The sequence below is a fragment of the Roseburia sp. 1XD42-34 genome (assembly GCF_009917385.1).
Lineage (GTDB): Bacteria > Bacillota > Bacilli > Bacillales > Amphibacillaceae > Virgibacillus.
This window is the reverse complement of record NZ_QWLJ01000044.1, coordinates 19,511-38,670: the sequence shown is the minus strand read 5'-3', so window position 1 is coordinate 38,670 and position 19,160 is coordinate 19,511. Positions and strand designations below refer to the sequence as shown.

The 19,160-nt window shown below is 36.6% G+C and carries 18 protein-coding genes; 13 read left to right on the top strand and 5 right to left on the bottom strand.

Going from position 1 to position 19,160, the window contains the following annotated elements:
- The 5 genes from D1839_RS20540 to D1839_RS17505 form a co-directional block, all read left to right on the top strand.
- Positions 1–792: hypothetical protein (locus tag D1839_RS20540; RefSeq protein ID WP_199690386.1), on the top strand; the 792-nt coding region annotated here is incomplete at its 5' end.
- Positions 793–804: 12 nt separating this feature from the next.
- Positions 805–1,179, top strand: a complete 375-nt coding sequence (locus D1839_RS17520; RefSeq protein ID WP_120381107.1) for an immunity 22 family protein — start codon at positions 805–807, stop codon at positions 1,177–1,179.
- Positions 1,172–1,582 carry a hypothetical protein gene (locus D1839_RS17515; RefSeq protein ID WP_120381106.1) on the top strand — a complete coding sequence of 137 codons (411 nt, stop codon included), beginning with the start codon at positions 1,172–1,174 and terminating at the stop codon, positions 1,580–1,582. The genes D1839_RS17520 and D1839_RS17515 overlap by 8 nt, the downstream gene beginning before the upstream one ends.
- 408 nt (positions 1,583–1,990) lie before the next feature.
- The gene (locus D1839_RS17510; protein ID WP_120381105.1) at positions 1,991–2,656 is read left to right on the top strand and encodes a TraR/DksA C4-type zinc finger protein; all 666 of its coding nucleotides are present in this window, start codon (positions 1,991–1,993) and stop codon (positions 2,654–2,656) included.
- Positions 2,657–3,011: 355 nt separating this feature from the next.
- Positions 3,012–3,215, top strand: coding sequence for a zinc ribbon domain-containing protein (locus tag D1839_RS17505; RefSeq protein WP_120381104.1), 204 nt, complete (start codon positions 3,012–3,014; stop codon positions 3,213–3,215).
- A 461-nt stretch (positions 3,216–3,676) separates the two neighbouring features.
- Here D1839_RS17505 and D1839_RS17500 read toward each other — a convergent pair whose 3' ends face one another.
- Entirely contained in the window at positions 3,677–5,023 is a 1,347-nt protein-coding gene (locus D1839_RS17500; protein WP_120381103.1) for a S1C family serine protease, read from the bottom strand.
- A 624-nt stretch (positions 5,024–5,647) separates the two neighbouring features.
- Between D1839_RS17500 and D1839_RS17495 the strand changes: the two genes are divergently transcribed.
- The 5 genes from D1839_RS17495 to D1839_RS17475 all read left to right on the top strand — a co-directional run bounded on the left by D1839_RS17495 (position 5,648) and on the right by D1839_RS17475 (position 13,680).
- Positions 5,648–6,340 carry a response regulator transcription factor gene (locus D1839_RS17495; RefSeq protein ID WP_120381102.1) on the top strand — a complete coding sequence of 231 codons (693 nt, stop codon included), beginning with the start codon at positions 5,648–5,650 and terminating at the stop codon, positions 6,338–6,340.
- On the top strand, positions 6,337–7,668 hold the full coding sequence (locus D1839_RS17490) for a sensor histidine kinase (RefSeq protein ID WP_120381101.1): 1,332 nt from the start codon (positions 6,337–6,339) through the stop codon (positions 7,666–7,668). The genes D1839_RS17495 and D1839_RS17490 overlap by 4 nt, the downstream gene beginning before the upstream one ends.
- A gap of 947 nt (positions 7,669–8,615) precedes the next feature.
- Positions 8,616–10,043: an SLC13 family permease gene (locus tag D1839_RS17485; RefSeq protein WP_120381100.1), complete on the top strand. Its 1,428-nt coding sequence runs from the start codon at positions 8,616–8,618 to the stop codon at positions 10,041–10,043.
- Between the two features lie 803 nt (positions 10,044–10,846).
- Positions 10,847–12,670 carry a translational GTPase TypA gene (gene typA, locus D1839_RS17480; protein ID WP_120381098.1) on the top strand — a complete coding sequence of 608 codons (1,824 nt, stop codon included), beginning with the start codon at positions 10,847–10,849 and terminating at the stop codon, positions 12,668–12,670.
- Positions 12,671–13,407: 737 nt separating this feature from the next.
- A complete protein-coding gene (locus tag D1839_RS17475; protein WP_120381097.1) occupies positions 13,408–13,680 on the top strand; it encodes a YkvA family protein in 273 nt (90 codons plus the stop codon).
- A gap of 359 nt (positions 13,681–14,039) precedes the next feature.
- On the opposite strand, the gene D1839_RS17470 is transcribed toward D1839_RS17475, so the two are convergent.
- Positions 14,040–14,219 carry a hypothetical protein gene (locus D1839_RS17470; RefSeq protein ID WP_120381096.1) on the bottom strand — a complete coding sequence of 60 codons (180 nt, stop codon included), beginning with the start codon at positions 14,217–14,219 and terminating at the stop codon, positions 14,040–14,042.
- Positions 14,220–14,291: 72 nt separating this feature from the next.
- Here D1839_RS17470 and D1839_RS17465 point away from each other — a divergent pair, with 72 nt between their 5' ends.
- Positions 14,292–14,507: a hypothetical protein gene (locus tag D1839_RS17465; protein WP_147358292.1), complete on the top strand. Its 216-nt coding sequence runs from the start codon at positions 14,292–14,294 to the stop codon at positions 14,505–14,507.
- A gap of 341 nt (positions 14,508–14,848) precedes the next feature.
- Here D1839_RS17465 and D1839_RS17460 read toward each other — a convergent pair whose 3' ends face one another.
- From D1839_RS17460 to D1839_RS17450, 3 genes are all read right to left on the bottom strand, one after another.
- Positions 14,849–15,802 carry an ABC transporter permease gene (locus tag D1839_RS17460; RefSeq protein WP_120381095.1) on the bottom strand — a complete coding sequence of 318 codons (954 nt, stop codon included), beginning with the start codon at positions 15,800–15,802 and terminating at the stop codon, positions 14,849–14,851.
- The gene (locus D1839_RS17455; RefSeq protein ID WP_120381094.1) at positions 15,795–16,712 is read right to left on the bottom strand and encodes an ABC transporter ATP-binding protein; all 918 of its coding nucleotides are present in this window, start codon (positions 16,710–16,712) and stop codon (positions 15,795–15,797) included. Before D1839_RS17455 ends, D1839_RS17460 begins: the two co-directional genes overlap by 8 nt.
- Positions 16,713–16,833: 121 nt before the next feature.
- Positions 16,834–16,992 carry a YfhE family protein gene (locus tag D1839_RS17450; RefSeq protein WP_120381093.1) on the bottom strand — a complete coding sequence of 53 codons (159 nt, stop codon included), beginning with the start codon at positions 16,990–16,992 and terminating at the stop codon, positions 16,834–16,836.
- A 213-nt stretch (positions 16,993–17,205) separates the two neighbouring features.
- On the opposite strand from D1839_RS17450, the gene D1839_RS17445 reads away from it, so the two are divergent.
- Both D1839_RS17445 and D1839_RS17440 read left to right on the top strand, forming a co-directional pair.
- Positions 17,206–18,345: a CapA family protein gene (locus tag D1839_RS17445; protein WP_120381092.1), complete on the top strand. Its 1,140-nt coding sequence runs from the start codon at positions 17,206–17,208 to the stop codon at positions 18,343–18,345.
- A 223-nt stretch (positions 18,346–18,568) separates the two neighbouring features.
- Positions 18,569–18,922, top strand: coding sequence for a GNAT family N-acetyltransferase (locus tag D1839_RS17440; protein ID WP_199690384.1), 354 nt, complete (start codon positions 18,569–18,571; stop codon positions 18,920–18,922).
- The last annotated feature ends 238 nt before the right edge of the window (positions 18,923–19,160 follow it).

Here is a 19,160-nt window from a genome sequence, read left to right as displayed (position 1 = left end):
GTTATGTACGCCACTGGAGCAGCCGTTGGTGCATTAATACCAGGTAGTTGGGCTGTCAAAGGAGCTTCAGGCGTTGCAAAAATAGGAGCAGGCGTAGCAAGAAAAGCGCCGAAATTATTAGACAAAAAGCCTTTTAGTGGTAATTATTATCGGGAAAAGGTAGATGTAGCTAAAGCTGGGATGGCTAAAATAGCAGATATATTCTCTTTTAGTGAGAAATATGCAGTTTCAACTGGTGGAGCAAGCTTTATACTTAGAGATAAAGATTTTGCAGAGGGTACTACGCCGCAGATGTTCAAGATACAGAATGGTAGAGAAGAAAGGGTAGAGACTAAAGGAATAAATGTTGTTAAAGATATACCTAAAATAAACGTTGATGATATACCAACTGCAAAGAGTGGTAACTTCAATAAATTTTTCAATTCCCTTACAATTAGTGAACTAGATGAACTTTGGAAGGATAAAAAGATTAGAAAGAAAATTGAACGTCAACTTAGATCACCTGGAGGTTTACACGAATGGCACTTAGTTTCTAGGGCTCCGCAATTTAAGTATTGGAATATTGGTGCTGAAGAGATTAAAGAATTAAGAACAGCTATATCCGATGTTAAATTTGTCAATCCGAACGGTGTTCATGGTGGATTAGGTTCAACTAAAGCACATAATGAATTGTTAGCCATAATAGATACTTCTAGTGACTACAATACATTTGTTAGGCGACTTAATAATTGGGCTAATTATAGATTAGAAGGTGGAGTTTCATCTTTACCCGAAGGTCTACGATTAAAGTAGGAGGATAATGTAATGGAAAAACAAGGATGGGTTTCTATTTGGTTAGGGAATATTAGTGATGAAGATTCTATAGAAGAGTATGTAGATTTAACGTATGATGAGGATGGCGAATCTGTCCCTTCCCAATTCTTTATCGATTTTAATATTGATATGGACGAAATAGATGAGGATACTATAGAAAAAGCTGTCTATAAAAATGGTAGTCAGGATATTTCCACATTATTAGAAGGATGTTCGTATGAAGAAATTATTATTCCGAAAATCAAGAAAAGCATGAACTTAAAGGGAGTATATAATGCAGTAATTTTAATATATAATTTTGAATATAATAATGAAATTAGCTCAGCTGGTGCTTTTGATTTTATAGCCGCTACAAATTATGAGTAAGATAACTGTGTATGGGCCAACAGGCGGTCCTCTTGAAAATCCGGCTGAAACATTTGTAAAAAACCTCATATTTAATAAGGACGAAGGTTATTGGAAACAAGGTAGTGGAGATTCGTGTTTTGAAGTTGATGGCTGCGAGGAAAGATTAATATTCTTTTATGATGAACCGTATAGATTTTTTATTATGCGACATCCAGATTATTTAGTACCAATTAATAAAAATGTTGAAATAAAAACAGTTGAACATTTAGTAGGCGGAGAACCAATGAGAATACCTACTTGTAGTTATGTTGATCGTGAAACAGCTTACCGTATAATAAAAGATTTTATCACCTTTAAATCAGTTCCGAATTTTATAGAGTGGGTTGATTTATACGATATAAACTTTGATCACGGATTTTAATTAATTTTATAATCTAGGTAACAAAATAAGTACAAAGTATAGCTGGTCAACGTCTGCCTTTTGAGTGCATTATGGATGTTTGGATAAAATAACCCCTCTGTTTTAGGATGAGGGGTTTGAATTTTTGAATAGAAGAAGATAAAACTTTGGTTTCCGTCACATTGTATATGTGACTTTTTAAAATGTCACAGGAATGTAACGGAAAAAAATAAAAAAATGAAAACAAGCGAAAAATACTATATATACAATGCCCAAAAAGGTTTAATATATACAGAAAAGCAATAAGAAGAAACAAGAAAATACCTATATTCTTATTGACATGATTTGGGAACATAAATAGAGCATGTCACTCCCTTTTTTTGCGCATAGTATAAATAAAATGAACGAACTCAAAAAGAGGGTGTTAAGATGATTAATGAGCAGCAATTAGCAGCATGTAAAAATGCTTTACAAAATCGGCAATCCGAACTTATTTCTCATGTTCAAGATCATTTAGGTTTAACATTAGAGTCCATGCAACAGTCTACTGGAGAATTATCCAACTATGACAATCATCCTGCAGATACGGCTTCAGAGCTATTTGAAAGGGGAAAGGACGTTGCGCTTAACGAGCATGCCGAAAAGGAGTTAGAAGATATCAATAAAGCGCTGCACGCGATTGCAGAGGGAACTTATGGGATTTGCAGGGATTGCGGAAGAGATATTCCTTATGAGCGACTTGAAGTGATGCCAACTGCAGATCGCTGTATAGAGCATGCAAAAAGTATTTCTTTTAATCATCCCCGTACCATGGAAGAAGAAGTCTATAGTCCGAATATAAATCCAGATGAAGTATCAGATGAAACACAGGTGGGATATGACGCAGAGGACGCATGGCAAGAAGTAAGCCGTTATGGGACATCGGAAACCCCTTCTGATTTTTATGGAGATAAAGCAAGTTATAACAAAATGTATCCCAATAGTGATGAAGCAGTTGGCTATGTAGAGGATGTAGAAGGTTATCTAGGCGCATCCGCAGATGGAAAATATACCGAGCCCATTACAGATCAGCAAACAAAGCGTGATGATATATAATGCTTTGAGAAGTCTTTCGGTTACTATTGAATGGCGGGTACAGCCAAATTCACTGCCGAGAGATTTTTAACCATTTGACTATATTTTTTAGGCATTACGTATTGTATAATGATGTTATCTTCATTTCATTTTCCATATAAATAGCAGTAAGATCTGCCCTTCCAGACTACGAAGTCCAACCCATGAGAATAAGTGAGGGATCGACCATAAGTCACAAGTCAAATGCCTGATTTTGCTCAGATCCCTAGGTGTTAATAAGGAGCAATATAATGAATGAGAAAACCTTACTGCGTTTAGTTTTACTTTATGAAACCATGTTTGTGTTAGGAACGTATTTAATGAATGAGGTGATATTTTGGAACAAAAAGGTTGTTTAAAATGCGGAAGTACGAATGCAGATCAAAAAGAAGTAGCCATGACTGGAACAGGACTATCAAAAATGTTTGACGTTCAGAGCAATCAATTTTTAGTGGTTTACTGTAAAGACTGCGGCTATTCCGAGTTTTATAATAAAAAGAGCTCTAAAGGGAGCAATATTTTCGATTTGTTTTTCGGATAAGCACAGAAGCGCCTAGTTTACACAGGTAACAGGCGCTTCCCATGCTAAAAACCTTGAAAGAAGTTTTCCATTAAAATTCCAAATATGCGTTGTACTAAAATAAGTTAGGATCGTTATAAAAGCGTAGACTAAAAGGTGTTGTATAAATGGGATAATAGTAGGTATTCTTCAACAACAAAAAATCTCCTGGTTTTAAAGCTTTCAAACTGTTTAGTCCTTGATACAAGCCTCTTATGCTTAGGATTAAAGGAAAAGTTTACTAAATCATTCTCCTATCTACTATACCATTTCGGCATACTATTGGAAAATCCCTGTGTGAGTTGTAAAATAAAGCAAATGAAACTATAAATGGCATTCGTCGGGTATTTACATACCGTTTAATGCGTGAGTCACAGGAATAAACAATTAAAATGCGCATATAGCGAAGGTTTATTTCACCTAGCTATATGCGCACTCTTAGATTATTCTTTGTTCGCATTATTATTTACTGGCTCTTTTGCTTCTAGAGTTAATTTAGTTGTTTCTTTTTTACCCCCGCGGTAATATTCGATATTTACTTCTTCGCCTACAGAAGCATCTGAATACAGAAACTTACGTAACTCTAAAATAGAGGTTACTTCATGATCATTAATTTTTGTGACGACATCAAATTGCTGTAAACCAGCTTTATCAGCAGGAGATCCTTCTTCTATATTCGCGATCACCATTCCACCTTTAACATTTTCAGGCAATGGAATTTCTGCCCTATATTGAGGCGGAACTTGTTCAATGGCTGCAGTACTAATACCAATTAGTGGACGTTCAATCTCCCCATTCTTTTCTAGCTGCTCCACAATTGGTAGTGCAGCGTCTACAGGTATAGCAAAGCCGATACCTTCAACTTCCTGACGTGCAATTTTCATGGAGTTAATTCCTACAACGGCACCTTTATCATTTACAAGTGCACCGCCACTGTTTCCAGGGTTAATCGCGGCATCGGTTTGAATAACTTCGGTGACCCAATCTGCCTGCCTATCCCCATTTGTATCTATCGGTACAGAACGATCTAGTCCACTAATTACGCCTTTTGTCACTGTGTTAGCAAATTCCATTCCAAGTGGGTTCCCAATCGCCATCACATTTTCACCAACTTTTAAGTCGTTGGAAGATCCCATATTGGCAACAGTGGTGATCGCATCTCCGTCAATTTCTAATACTGCTAAATCCGTTAATTCATCGGTTCCCAATACTTTCGCATTTAGGCGCTCCTCAGAATAATTTAAGGCAACTTCTACTTCTTCCGCACCTTCTACTACATGGTGGTTTGTAATTACATAAGCCTTCCCATTCTCTTTTTTATAGATAATTCCAGATCCAGTACCTGCTTCTTGGCTTTCCGTCCAAATGCTCTGTTGTTGCATGTTTATTACACCAACAACGGATTTAGAGGTTTCTTCAATATTTGTAGCAACATCTGCATCTTCAGAAGTAAGGGTTTTAACTACTTCTGCAGCTTGCTTATCTTCCCCTGCTGAAGCAGGTCCATTTCCTTGATTAATCGGGATGATATTTGTAAACATTAATACTGCAATTATGAGAACGGCAACAACCCCTCCCGATATTCCACCTAGAAAAAAATGGAGCATGGATTTATTGCTCGGCTTATTATTGGCCGGAGTATTTTCATCGTGGTTGCTATAGTGATTCCGATGTATTAGTTCTTTGTTACTTCGCTGAATAAAATCTTGATTTTGATTGGACTCTTGCGATCTATCGGATATCGTATATCCTGGCTCCTGATTATGATGTTCATTATTTCTATCATCCATTTCCATCACCCTTTATGACAGATTTTAATGACAGGCTACAAACAAACATCATTAGAGCGTCGAGGGGAGTCAGGGGGGACGCTCAAAGATGGCTGTTTGTAGCCTGGTATGATAAATGGTCCCTTCAGAAGATGTGTTATTGAAGTTCCCATCGATACTTATAGTATACCCATTTCTTTGGGGAATCATTTGGTACAATTGTGGAAAAAATGTGTAAAGTATTTTCTGTTTTTGTGATTTTAGAAAGCGCCAATTTCTACTCATGATGCATCATTTCATTGTCGTATCCATTCAGCTAATAGTTATAATTCTGGTATTGGTATACCCTTAAAAACAATAAATGAATCGTAAATATTTATAATAAGTAGGGACGTATATAAGGAAACGAATCAAATCACGATACCGCAGAGTTTTGATGCTCAGAAAGAAAATCGGATATGTGCTTGATAAATGCATCATTTTTATAATTTTTTTCACGTTGTTTCATCTGAGGTTGCATACTAGTGTTACAATAACAGTGAATAGTTGTAATTTGTGATTGGTGAGTAGAAATATAATAGATCTAAATGATCGTTTGCTTATGTGAAAATAGTAGTAAAGAAATAAGAGAAAAGGTGATTAAAAATGAATCATCATATTGGAATAGTAGAAGACGATCCAAATATACGTAATATTGTTTCTGCATATTTAAAAAAAGAAGGATTTACGGTCACATTACTGGAATCTGCTGAAGAAGCATGGGAGCTTTGGAAAACAGAACCTCCAGGCATGTGGATATTAGATATTATGCTTCCAGGAATGGACGGCTATGAGTTTTGTAAAAAGATTCGTATGGAAAGTGAAGTACCGATTATAATTATTTCAGCGAAGGATGAAGAAATTGACAAAATTCTTGGACTTGAGCTCGGGGGAGATGATTATTTAACTAAACCATTTAGTCCAAGAGAGCTAGTTGCTAGGGTAAAAAGATTATTTAAGCGATCCAGTATAAGTTTGGCGAATACTGAAGTAAATGATACTAGAGTGACGGTTGATGAATTGACGATCGATAAAGAAGAACGTCGTATTTTCTTTCGGGGGGAAGAATATGAAGTGACAACGAAAGAATTTGATATGTTACTTATATTAGTGGAAAATGTGAATCGCGCCTTTTCAAGGGAGGAACTATTAATTAAAATTTGGGGAGACAATTACTTCGGAAGCGATCGAGCGGTGGACGACCTCGTTAAGCGAATTCGTAAAAAACTTCCTGATTTGCCTTTAGAAACAGTGTGGGGATATGGCTATCGGCTTCGAAATGAAGGAGAAGTTACATGAAGCTACAATCGCAATTAAATGCGGCTTTTACCGCTTTGTTATTCGTAATTATGGCTGTTACTGGGTATGTCATCTATTCCCTCATCTTAGATTTGCTCATCCAAGATGAACAGCGGCAGTTAAAACAAAAGGGCGATTTAATTGTTGATGTGTTAAATGATCAATATGATAGTACAAGCGTAAGTAACTTAAATAAATTGTTAGAAGATCAGGGTTTACAAATGTTTATTTATGACAGAAATCAGCATGTAGCTGCATCGCCGACCCTTCCTGACAGTGTCGTTTCCGGATTTTTTAAGAAAAATGATTTTGCTGATGCGGATAAAACTTTATGGGAGTATAATGGTGCCAAGTTTGTCACTTCAAGGATTATTTTTACTCCTGAGAGTACAGGCGTTGAACTTATTCTTTTAACACCTTTAAGTGATTTGGAATTAGTTCAGCAAAGTTTTATTTTTCGCTTATTAATCGTGTTTTTCATAGGTGGTGCGATCGCGATTATTTTAAGTTATTTTTTAACTCGTAAGCTAGTGACCCCGCTCTCGCAGTTGAAAAAGCAGTTAAAAAAGATAGAAAAACGGCAATTTCACTCCATTAAGCGAATAAAAGCGACAGGTGAAATAAAGGAAGTGGAACAAAGTGTCTATGATATGGCGCAAGAGTTGGAAAGATACATTAGCTCGCAACAAACCTTTTTTCAAAATGCCAGCCATGAGTTAAAGACTCCCCTTATGACAATTCAAGGTTATGCAGAGGGGATACGAGACCATATTTTTGATGCTAAAGAGGAGGAAAAAGGTCTTGACGTGATGGTGACAGAAGTAAAACGCTTGAAAAAAATTATTAACGAAATGATATTGTTAGCTAAGTTAGATAGTGAGCCAGACGTCTATACACCTGAAAAGATCCAGTTAAAACAAGTGATGGAGCAAGTAGTGGACCGGGCTCTGCCGATAGTAAATGAAAAGGGGATTGAGCTAAAGCATACGATACAAGGTTCCCCGGAAATAGTAGCAGATGGAGAAAAAATGCTACGAGCATTATTAAATTTAACATTTAATGCGATTCGCCATGCTCATGCAACAGTTCATTTCGATATTAAGAAGGAAAATAAAAAGGTCCTCATCGTTATAGAAGATGATGGGGAAGGAGTACCTGAAAACTTAATTCCACATATTTTTCACCGGTTTGTAAAAGGAAAAGGTGGAGAAACAGGACTGGGGCTTGCAATTGCAAGAGCAATTATTGAACAGTCCAATGGAAAAATTTCTGTTCACCAGTCGGAATTAGGTGGAGCAAGGTTTGAAATTGTATTTAATCTAAAATGATTATCGATACTTTTTTTGTTGTTCCCCTTTACTTGTAAGGGTGCGCAAAAGCGAGGAGGATATGAAGATGTAAGGTGGTCTAGGACCCAATTGAGGAGCGGTATTCACCCAAAAAGGTCTAAGTGGGATAAAATCGGCGGCTACATCGCCAATTCGCTTAGACCTATAGGATGTGTGATCTTGGAAGAAAAACATTTTCCCCTTTAAATTTAAATTTTTGGCCTTTGTTTTACTTCATTCAGCAGGAGATGGAAGAAAACTCCTACTGAATGAAGTTTCATTTTTTATAACAGCCAACATTTATGATGAAAAGGAGGTATTTCACACAAAAATATAAAATGACTCGAATGATTTATACTTCTAAAAATAAGCACAGAAAAAAATGAAACGAATGTATATGCAACAAAAACAAGTCATATAAATAGGAACCTATAGGATTTTTCTTAATAGATGCTTTCCATATTAAAAAACGCTTGTTATTGGTATATCATTCCTTTGCCCTTTTCCTCATTCTTAATGAAAAACAGGATTAAAATGTAACGCAACTGCTGCGGAGAAACACTACATTTTTCCACGGGCTAGCGACATAGCCTCCTTGAAAAAAAAGCTATTTTCTTTTTTCTTCTGAATTCTTCCCGCTGCGCTTTCCCATAGAAGTCTCCGTGTTATTCTTCCGCTTTGCGATAGAGCTGAAGGAGTGCAAACAACCCATGAGGGATAATATCCTTCCTATGATGGAAGATTCACTTTATTGACATAATATGAGTCTATTGATAGTATATTGAATTATCGGAAATGATAGCGATTTCTTTCTGCTTCTTAGTTAGAAATTGCATATAGTGACAAATGATAATTTTGAAAGGGTTTTATAGTCCCTTCTAATTGACAAATGATTGTAATCTTCAATTCTACTACTATTAAACATCAGAAAGAGAGTTGAAATAGCTGTGAAGAAACGTCAATTTCTAGGGCTTATCCTTGGTCCGCTTTTATTTTTAATTTTGTTTTTTTTACCCAATCTTACTGGGCTTGATGATTCACCTAGGGCTGTCCTAGCAGTTACTGCATGGGTAGCATGCTGGTGGATAACAGAAGCAATTCCAATACCGGCAACATCTTTGCTTCCTATTTTTTTATTACCTATCACAGGTGGAGCAGAAGAAAAAACAGCTACCATGGCTTACGGAAACCCAATCGTTTTTATGTATATGGGTGGCTTTACAATTGCGCTTGCCATTGAAAAATGGAATCTTCATAAGCGCATTGCTATGACCATTATTTCCATGGTGGGGACGAGCAGTCAACGTATTATTCTGGGTGTATTGCTTGCCACAGCTCTTTTATCCATGTGGATTTCGAATGCTGCAACAGCTCTTATGATGTTACCAATCGCTTTAGCGTTAATAACAGAAGTAAAGGAAAATAACCTACTTGATGAGAAATCATTGCATCATTTTGCAAAAGGTTTATTATTAACTGTAGCGTATGCTGCGTCTATTGGAGGACTAGCTACCCTAATTGGATCTGTACCAAATGCAGTTTTTGCTGGTGTTGCATCTAGTGTTCTTGATCAGCAAGTTACATTTACAGACTGGTTTATATTCGGTTTTCCGCTTACGATTATTTTATTAGCAGCTTTATATTTTTATATAACTCGTATTCAATTCAAAGTAAACCAGACTGGAAATATCTCAGATGACTTTGCTAAGCAACAACTGAGAAGTCTTGGTCCCATGTCTTATGAAGAAAAAGCAGTTTTATTTATTTTTACGATTACCGGAGCGCTATGGATATCGTCTGGATTTCTACCGGAAGACTTGCGTTTATCTGATACAAGTATTTCTATTATTGGAGCAACTGCTATGTTTTTATTGCCGAGCAAAAAAGAGACCGGTGGATTAATGCAATGGAAGGATATGAAAGGCCTGCCTTGGGGATTGCTCCTTCTATTTGGTGGTGGTCTTTCGCTAGCAGCTGCTTTTGAAGAATCTGGTTTAACAGAATGGTTTGGAACATTACTAAGTGCATTAGAATCACTTCCTTATCTACTTATACTAATAGTACTTGCTGCGATCGTACTATTTATGACCGAGATCATGTCAAATACAGCCGTATCTAATATGTTACTACCAATCAGCATTGGGCTTGCAATTGGCATCGGTGTTGATCCATATGGTATTATGGCAGTCGTGGCTCTGTCGGCGTCTTGTGCATTCATGCTACCAATCTCTACACCTCCAAATGCAGCAGTGTTCAGTTCTGAATACTTAACAATAGATGACATGGTTAAAGCAGGATTTTGGATGAACATTTTTGCGATTTTGGTAATAGTGATATTTGTTTACTTCTGGCAGCCGGTTGTATTAACCTTATAACAGCTATTTGTTTCGTATCAAAGGAGAATTGGAGCATCAAAATAAAGCATAAAAAAATAGGTGAAGCATGAACTGGAGGGGAGCATCGATTACGAGGAATCTTTGCGCTTGCATCCAAAGCCTTATAGTTTAATTCCTTTAAAAAAATCGGCGAATCCATTAATGTGGTTCGCCAATTTTTATAACTGGTTGCTTAGTGAGATGATCTTATCGAAGCATAAACCATTGGTATTCAGCTTAAATAAAGCATGTATGTATCTTCAAATTGAAATTTTACTTTGTATACACATCCATGTTATAATTGAATAGTTTTTCTAATGTGCTAAGAATATGTTGTCGAACTAAAAAATATATTCAGCATTAGAAAAACTTGGCTTGTCGCCAAGTCTTATGGCGGAAGCCGTTGTTTTTCTTATACTATAAACCAAAAAAATCTTACTTTTCTATAGTGTAAAGAAAGGTTATCTTCAAAGTATAAGTGGTTGTTCAAAAAGTCTGGTGAAAATGCCAATCTCAGGAAGTCTGGTCGCTTGCTCCATGCTGAACAATTTTTTTGTTGCAGGGCCCACCTTGAATTTATTTCTTTCCCTTTCTTTTTGGACGGTCACTATACGTGAGTTGAGACGCTTGCTTGAAAAGGAAAGCTTAGCACAGCCAAAAGTTTTCTTCTGCAAGAAAATAGCAATCTCAAACTGGTAAATAGGATACCCCAGATTCTGTTATTTAACAATTAGTAGGGATTAAGAAAGCTTGACGGATTGAAGTTTAGTCTTATTATCCCTTAAAAATAGAGGAGCGTACGTATGCAATTAAGAGAAGATATTCGCAACATTGCTATCATAGCCCATGTTGATCATGGGAAAACAACGTTAGTAGACCAAATGTTAAAGTATTCCGGAACGTTTCGGGAAAATGAACATGTTCATGAACGAGCGATGGATTCCGGAGATATTGAACGAGAACGAGGGATTACAATACTGGCGAAAAATACAGCCATTAAATATAAAGATACAGCAATTAATATTTTGGACACACCAGGTCACGCGGATTTCGGTGGAGAAGTGGAACGAATTATGAAAATGGTGGATGGAGTTGCGTTAGTAGTGGATGCTTATGAAGGGACTATGCCACAAACACGTTTTGTACTAAAAAAAGCGCTTGAACAGAAATTAACCCCAATGGTCGTTTTAAATAAAATTGACCGTCCGAACGCACGACCAACTGAAGTAGTGGATGAAGTATTGGATTTATTCATTGAACTAGGAGCAGATGACGAACAATTGGAATTTCCGGTTGTCTATGCTTCTGCTTTAAACGGCACTTCCGGATACGAAGCTAACGCGCAGGAAGAAACGATGGATCCTGTGTTTCAGACAATACTCGAACATATTCCTGCACCAATTGATAACAGGGAAGAACCATTGCAATTCCAAATTACGTTATTAGATTACAATGACTATGTAGGCAGAATCGGTATTGGCAGAGTAGTACGCGGTACGATGAAAGTTGGCCAGCAGGTTGTTATTTTGAAAAAAGATGGAACACAGAAGTCCTTCCGTATTACGAAACTGTTTGGATTTATCGGTTTAAAACGAATTGAAATTCAAGAGGCTATATGTGGTGATGTAGTAGCTGTTGCTGGATTAGAAGATATTAATGTAGGAGAAACGGTCTGTCCTCAAGATCATCCAGAAAGTCTTCCATGGTTACGGATTGATGAACCAACACTGCAAATGACATTCCTTGTAAATAATAGTCCATTTGCAGGTAAAGAAGGGAAATTTGTTACCGCTAGAAAAATTGAAGAACGCTTGCTGAAACAATTGGAAACAGATGTTAGCCTTCGCGTTGATCCGACTGATTCACCTGATGCATGGATTGTTTCTGGGCGAGGGGAACTGCATTTATCGATACTGATTGAGAATATGCGCCGAGAAGGCTTTGAATTACAGTTGTCGAAACCACAAGTCATTATAAAAGAAATAGATGGTGTAAAATGTGAACCTGTAGAAAGGGTTCAAGTAGATGTGCCGGAAGAATATACAGGCGCCATTATGGAATCGCTTGGTTCAAGAAAAGGCGAAATGCTGGATATGGCAAATCAAGGAAATGGACAAGTTCGCTTAGAATTTAAAGTTCCATCTCGTGGATTGTTGGGATATGCTACCGAATTTATGTCGCAAACACGTGGCTACGGTATTTTGAACCATACCTTTGAAGGATACGAGCCGGTAATTAAAGGTCAGGTTGGCGGAAGAAGAGAAGGGGTACTTGTTGCACTAGAAAATGGAAAAGTGTCGACCTATGGGATCATGCAATTGGAAGATCGCGGAGTTATCTTTGTTACACCCGGAACAGAAGTGTATGCAGGTATGATTGTAGGCGAACATAATCGCGATAATGATCTTACGGTAAACATTACAAAAGAAAAGCATTTAACTAATGTTCGCTCTGCAACGAAAGATCAAACGATAACCATTCGTAAATCGAGAAATATGTCTTTGGAAGAGGCATTGCAATATTTAAATGAAGATGAGTATTGCGAAGTGACACCTGAATCTATTCGTTTACGTAAAAAAATTCTTAATAAGAATGAACGTGAAAAAGCAGCGAAAAGAAATAAATAAGTGGTTATAAAAAACTTGTTTCATGGAATAGATCCATGTAAAGAACACCGAAAAAGACCCTTTCTTCGGTGTTTTTTTACAAGAAAAGAAAAAAAGAAAACAAGAAAACGTTAGTATGTAGAGGGAGTATAAAATGAGGTGCTTGGGGATAATGAAATAACCGACTAGGCACCTTTAGCGCATGAGCCCAGCAACGATGCGACTTTAGAAATGCACCCTTCGATAAGGCCTCATCGGTTCGTCCCAAAGAGGAAGGCTGACTAAAAGCGGACTTGCCGCTCAGGCATCGGCATACCCCTGTTTTTAGTGCCACGATTCCTTGATCTTTCGTTGATTTGTTCCCTTCGCTACGTTGCTAACCGGGCGCCCTGCGCCTTTGTTCTTTCGTTGCCTATGGGGTACGTGAGATTTGAGGTAAAACTAAAAGAGGCTCGGATTGGCATTTCGAATAACGGTATGAGCTTCTTTTGCTCATCAACCATTGAACCATATTTTGTTTATACTTGTAGGTTTATCCCATATTTAAGGTGCTGTAAGATTCCTACTTCAGGAGTTGGAAAATTTGTACAGCAATCAGTCTAAGTAAGAGATAACAGCATAAATACGTTATTTCGTAGATCCTTTAGATCTTACCATTTCGGTTAGCAAGCCGTGGAGATGAGTGAAAACATCATTGATTGAAGAGTTACTTTATGGATATAGAACAGTAAGATACTATAAAGAAGGGGGTTAAGATAATGAAGAGGTTATGGAAGCGCGTCCGTTTTTTGTTTACCTTTCACCGATCAATTCCTTTCTTTAAGGATTTTTTTACTTCGAAAGAGGTAGCAAACACGAAGAAACTTTTCTTTGTATTACTGCTATTAGGATACTTTATTTTTCCATTTGATATGATTCCAGATGTTATATTAGGATTTGGGCTAATCGATGATGTGTCGATTGCCGTTTTTCTGTTACAATGGATGGTCAAAATGGCGCCAGAAGCAATTAAAGAAAAATATTCATTCTAGAATGGTTGCCCCTTTCTTGTCATCGATTCATTCACAAAAAAGCAGACTTCTTCATATAAACGTCTGCTTTTTTGACTGACCTCAAATTTATAAAATTCTCCTCAACACATTTACTATACTCAACTCGTATATAGTAAGTGAGTGTTTGAACTTTTCTTGTTTAATCCTTTATATACGGTGCTGTAAGTCTCCCACTTCAGGAGCTGGATAATTTGGACTGCAGCTTAAGTCTAAGTAGGAGATAACAGCATCTAAATTCCCTGTTTCGTAAGAGGCCTTTAGGTCATCCCATTACGGTACTAAAAAATGGATGAATGAAAACCCCCACTGATGGAAGATTCACTTTATGATATGCAGAATTATTCGTGGCTTTCTTCATCATCGTTCGGTATGTATTTTGTAGAATAGGCGGCACATATAAGAAAAATAAAAGAAAGCCCCCACGAAACAACGCCACTCCACTGCGTGTTTGTTCTTAATCCAACTACTAATATAATTGCACTTAAGCCAATAAAGAATACTGTTAAGTAACGCTTCACGAACAACACCTCGAATGCAAACTTCAGTCTATTTTATCCTGTATGTAAGTTCCATAAGGCTTCCGTTTAAGAATGGAAACAAATCTAGGTGGAGATAAGCGAACACCTAAACGCTCCATTCGTCCAGAGGCTTTTAGTTCATACATTACGGTACTAACAACAGTGGAGATAAAAGCCCCCTATGTGGAACTAGAAATTAATCCGTCCATGTTTGTTGATAGGAAGAAAAGAGCTACTGTTTTTAACACTAATCTCATGGATATCTGGTCCCTTAAGCATCTATTATAATAGATGTTTATCAAAAATATCATATATATGTATATTGTAGCATGAGAAAATCGACATTGAATAGGGGGACAAGCCAGTATAGTGCTGCAAGATGCGAATTTTGTTATATCCATGTTGAATACGAAAGTGTTGAATAACAAAAATAGGAGATCTAAATAACTGGTTCGAAAAATGCAATCTTAGCGTTGTTAAGATTCAATAATGCATAAGTGAGGGAAGCAAACGCTCTTCATGAAATGTTTTTAACGATCAGTAAGATATTAAATGATCCCATACCATTTATTGATACGGGATCATAAATTTGCCTCAAATTATCTATCGCCATTTTTATTCAACTAGGATTATTGACCAGCAACATCGCGCTTTGTGAAAACAATCCATGACAGCAACATGAAAATGGCATAGTATACGACTAATACAGCTATAGAAAAGCCCATTGTATTATCCTCGAGCATTAAAAAGTTTCCATCCATATATTGGCTTAAGTCCGTGTGCGCAAACAAAATATATTTCGCCCATTCTTTATCAGCAAAGAAAGCAACAATGGAGTTTGCCCCCATCATAAGGAAGATAGCAATACCAATTGCTAATGAACTATTACGGAAAACAGCAGAGATCATAAACGCAAACGTAGCCATCATTACAAGGTTCACAAGTTTGAAACCAAAGCTAGTAAATACATTAGCTACTAGTGATACGGTTTTAAAACCATCTTCTCCTTGCACTACAATAGAAGGGTTCAGGTCGCCAATACCAAAGAAGATTGCTCCAAAAATCCACATAAGTACGAGTGCAAATAGGGCTGTATAAAAGGCGAATAGTAAGACGGTAATATATTTGGATAATAGGATGCCACTTCTGCTAATTGGACGAATTAATAATAATTTAATCGTGCCCCATCTGAACTCATTGGCAACTATTCCTGCTGCAATAATAATGGTTAATAAACTAACAATAGAAAGTAAAGATATATTTTCTTGAACAAAAGTCCAAGCTGTGTAAGGGGCAGGTTGGATATCATTTTCCAAGTAATAATTATTTTTAGCAATTAGGGAATTATTATAGTCCTCAAAATCTTCAAATTCTTCCGATTCTTTCTGTAGTTCTTTATTTTCTTCTTCCAATACTTGGCGCCAATCGTCGCCTTCGTAGTCCTTCTTTAGACCATCAAAGCTATTGGTTAAAAGAGCATTACCAAATATTAGAACGGCTAAAATAATATACATGATCCATGTTGATTTACGAATAAAGATTTTCCCTTGTTCATTTTGAATTAGTTTTAATATTCTATTCAATCGTATTCTCCCCAATCAGTTCAAAGAATTGATCTTCTAATGTACCTTTTGCAACATTGACTTGATAAATCTGACATTCATTTTCTACTAACCTTTTAATAATTTCTGGAACTTGCTCTTTTTTACAGCGGAAAGATAAGTTACCATCAAGCTCAACGGATTCCAGTTGGAAAGTTTCATTTAAGATTTTCATAGCCTTATCCATTGGTGTAACTTCAATATGATGAATTACTTCTTCTTTGTCTGTTTCCTCACCTACGTCTTGGATTTTAATAATTTCTCCGTTTTTAATAACCCCAATTCGGTCACACATTTGTTCAATCTCAGAAAGTAAGTGACTGGAGATGATAATAGCAACATTTTCTTCTTTAGCTAGCTTCCGAATATGGTCACGAATTTCACGAATTCCAGCCGGGTCTAATCCGTTTGTTGGTTCGTCTAAAATTAACACAGATGGATTATGTAAAAGGGCTTGTGCTATTCCTAGTCGTTGACGCATTCCTAAAGAATACCTACCAACTTTTTCATTAATGGCTTTCTCAAGACCGATGAATTTGACTATTTCATGCATCCGTTCTTTTGTTACCCCTGGCATCATCCGAGCATAGTGTTTTAAGTTTTGCCAACCAGTTAAAAACGGGTACATTTCTGGATTTTCGACGATGGCTCCGACTTCGCGTACCGCATCTTTGAAATTTGATTTTATGCTGTTTCCTTGGATAATGACATCTCCTTCTGTAATGCTCATTAATCCAACCATCATACGGATTGTCGTCGTTTTACCAGCTCCATTTGGGCCGATGAAGCCAAATACTTCCCCTTTTGGAATGGAAAAGGATAAGCCTTTAATAATTTCTTTTTTGCCAATTGTCTTTTTCAAATTGACTAATTCCATTGCAGCTGAAGACATTATGTAACCTCCAATTTATTTAATTAATAGTACATACGATAGAAGTGAAACATTTGTTTCAAAAAATCCCCAATTTGTTCAAAACATTAGTTGAACAAATTGGGGAACATGTAAAAAAGGTTTAATTTTTTAGGTCAGGATTATTGTACTTTGCTTCTTTTACGTGCGTCTGACGATACCCACCAGCGATATCAGCTTGTTTGAAGTCTTTGCTGTAGTGAACTTCTTGCGCATCTGTTAGCTGCTTATTTTTAGTTGGTTGATATTGCGTTTTTCGCATGTGAAAATCCTTTCTATAAACATTTCTTATGGCTTATTTGAGTAAAATAGTTGATTTTGCTATTGTTACTCATATGTTAACCATTCCCTAATTACAAAAAATCAAACATAGAAACATAATTTGCGTTATAATGTGGTAGGATAATGTGCTCATACAAAAATGATGAAATGGAAGAACAATAAAACAACTAGAGTATGCAAAGGAGCATATAAAATGAAACGAAATGGCATTATTTTCATAGCTATTTTTCTAATTGCGTTTAGTTTACTTGCGGGGTGTAATGATTCTACAACTAGTGGGTCAAAAAGGCATGAAGAAAAGGCGGTAAAAGTAGATAAAAAACAAGCCCCGAAACAAGAAATTTCTATTGCTGCAATTGGGGATATGCTAATTCATAGTCAGGTGTATGAGGATGCAAAAACGGAGACAGGATATGATTTTACACCAATGCTGAAGGAAGTAAAGCCTTACCTTGGGGACGCTACGATAACCATTGCAAACCAAGAAACGATGATTGGTGGAGAAGCGATTGGCTTATCTTCTTACCCAACATTTAATAGTCCGTTTGAAGTAGGGGATGCTTTAAAAGATGCTGGCGTTGATGTCGTAACGTTAGCGAACAACCACACCCTTGACAAAGGGGAAGAAGCTATTCAACGTGCTATTGAACATTGGGAAAAAATTGATTTGATGTATACAGGTGCTTATAAAAATGAAGCCGATCAATCTAAACTGCGAATCTATAAAACTGCTGAAGGCATTGATGTAGCTTTTCTTGCTTATACGTATGGAACGAATGGAATACCTGTTCCAGAAGGGAAAGACTATCTAGTAAATGTAATAAATAAAGAGCAGATGGCAAAGGAAATAAAAAAAGCGAAGCAACAAGCTGATGCCGTTATACTAAATTTACACTTTGGAACGGAATATCAAATGCTACCAGATGAAAACCAAAAGGATCTGGCGCAATTTGCTGCTGACAAAGGAGTGCATGCAGTTATTGGGCATCACCCACATGTGTTGCAGCCTGTTAAATGGGTTGAAGGAAAAAGTGGCAATAAAACATTTGTTGCATATTCATTAAGTAATTTTTTATCTGGACAGGACGAACTGTATCGCCGATTTGGTGGGATTTTGAAGTTTACCTTAACGAAAAACGAGGATGAAAAAATAGAGCTTCATACGCCCGCATTTTTACCGACCTTTGTTCGTTACAAGGATGAAGCGGACTATCAAGTGGTACCAATGAAACAGGTGACAGATAAAGAACTAGAAGGCGCGAAAAACTATTATAAAGAAATAACAGACCATATGCGTAAATGGTTGCCAGAGTTAGAGATTATCGAACCGTAAACGGGGTAAAGGAAGAGGGGTATTTTTGGATAGCAGTTGATTGTAAATGAGTAACTTTACACGGTTTGAAATTGTGTTTCTTTTGGGAATGACGGTAGCCCTTGACATAAGGAAGCATATTTTCTAACAATTGAGGTGTTCAAGATGACAATCTACGCAATTCAGGATTTACACCAACATAGAATAATAGAATTTATTAAAAAACAGTGGGGCAGTCCCAGAAATGGTTGTTTCCAGTGGGGTTTATGATTGTAGTACATTAGATGGTTTTACCTTTATAAACGATGAAAATAAAAACATTGGCTTAATTACGTTCATAATAAAAGGTAAAGAATGCGAAATCATATCATTAGATAGTATAGAAGAAGGTAAAGGAATAGGCTCCTCGTTAGTTCAAGAAGTAGAAAAATTTGCTAGGAAGAACAAGTGTAAATTCCTAAAAATTATTACAACAAACGATAACTTATTAGCATTAAAGTTTTATCAAAAACGAGGATTTAGACTGTCTCAAATTATGGTTGATGCAGTACCAAAAGGCCAGAAAGTTAAAACCAGAGATCCCCTTAAAGGGAAATGATGGTATTCCAATACGGGATGAAATTGAATTGATAAAGATATTGAACTAATGAGTACTGTAACATAATAAACTTTTCTCAATGAAAAACTCCTTGCTTTTTTTCAAAACTATTTGATATGTAGATGATGCTTGTCTAATACATGCCATGCATGGAGTAAGCAGATTAGTCGGAGAACCCGATACAAGTTCATCCCGGATATAAGGTGCTGTAGGCTCCTACTTCAAAAATAGGAAGTGT

Coding starts and splice junctions, on each gene's coding strand:
- D1839_RS17520 (WP_120381107.1), top strand. CDS start 805: ATGGAAAAACAAGGATGGGTTTCTATTTGGTTAGGGAATATTAGTGAT.
- D1839_RS17515 (WP_120381106.1), top strand. CDS start 1,172: ATGAGTAAGATAACTGTGTATGGGCCAACAGGCGGTCCTCTTGAAAAT.
- D1839_RS17510 (WP_120381105.1), top strand. CDS start 1,991: ATGATTAATGAGCAGCAATTAGCAGCATGTAAAAATGCTTTACAAAAT.
- D1839_RS17500 (WP_120381103.1), bottom strand. CDS start 5,023: ATGGATGATAGAAATAATGAACATCATAATCAGGAGCCAGGATATACG.
- D1839_RS17495 (WP_120381102.1), top strand. CDS start 5,648: ATGAATCATCATATTGGAATAGTAGAAGACGATCCAAATATACGTAAT.
- D1839_RS17490 (WP_120381101.1), top strand. CDS start 6,337: ATGAAGCTACAATCGCAATTAAATGCGGCTTTTACCGCTTTGTTATTC.
- typA (WP_120381098.1), top strand. CDS start 10,847: ATGCAATTAAGAGAAGATATTCGCAACATTGCTATCATAGCCCATGTT.
- D1839_RS17475 (WP_120381097.1), top strand. CDS start 13,408: ATGAAGAGGTTATGGAAGCGCGTCCGTTTTTTGTTTACCTTTCACCGA.
- D1839_RS17465 (WP_147358292.1), top strand. CDS start 14,292: ATGGAAACAAATCTAGGTGGAGATAAGCGAACACCTAAACGCTCCATT.
- D1839_RS17455 (WP_120381094.1), bottom strand. CDS start 16,712: ATGTCTTCAGCTGCAATGGAATTAGTCAATTTGAAAAAGACAATTGGC.
- D1839_RS17450 (WP_120381093.1), bottom strand. CDS start 16,992: ATGCGAAAAACGCAATATCAACCAACTAAAAATAAGCAGCTAACAGAT.
- D1839_RS17445 (WP_120381092.1), top strand. CDS start 17,206: ATGAAACGAAATGGCATTATTTTCATAGCTATTTTTCTAATTGCGTTT.
- D1839_RS17440 (WP_199690384.1), top strand. CDS start 18,569: ATGGTTGTTTCCAGTGGGGTTTATGATTGTAGTACATTAGATGGTTTT.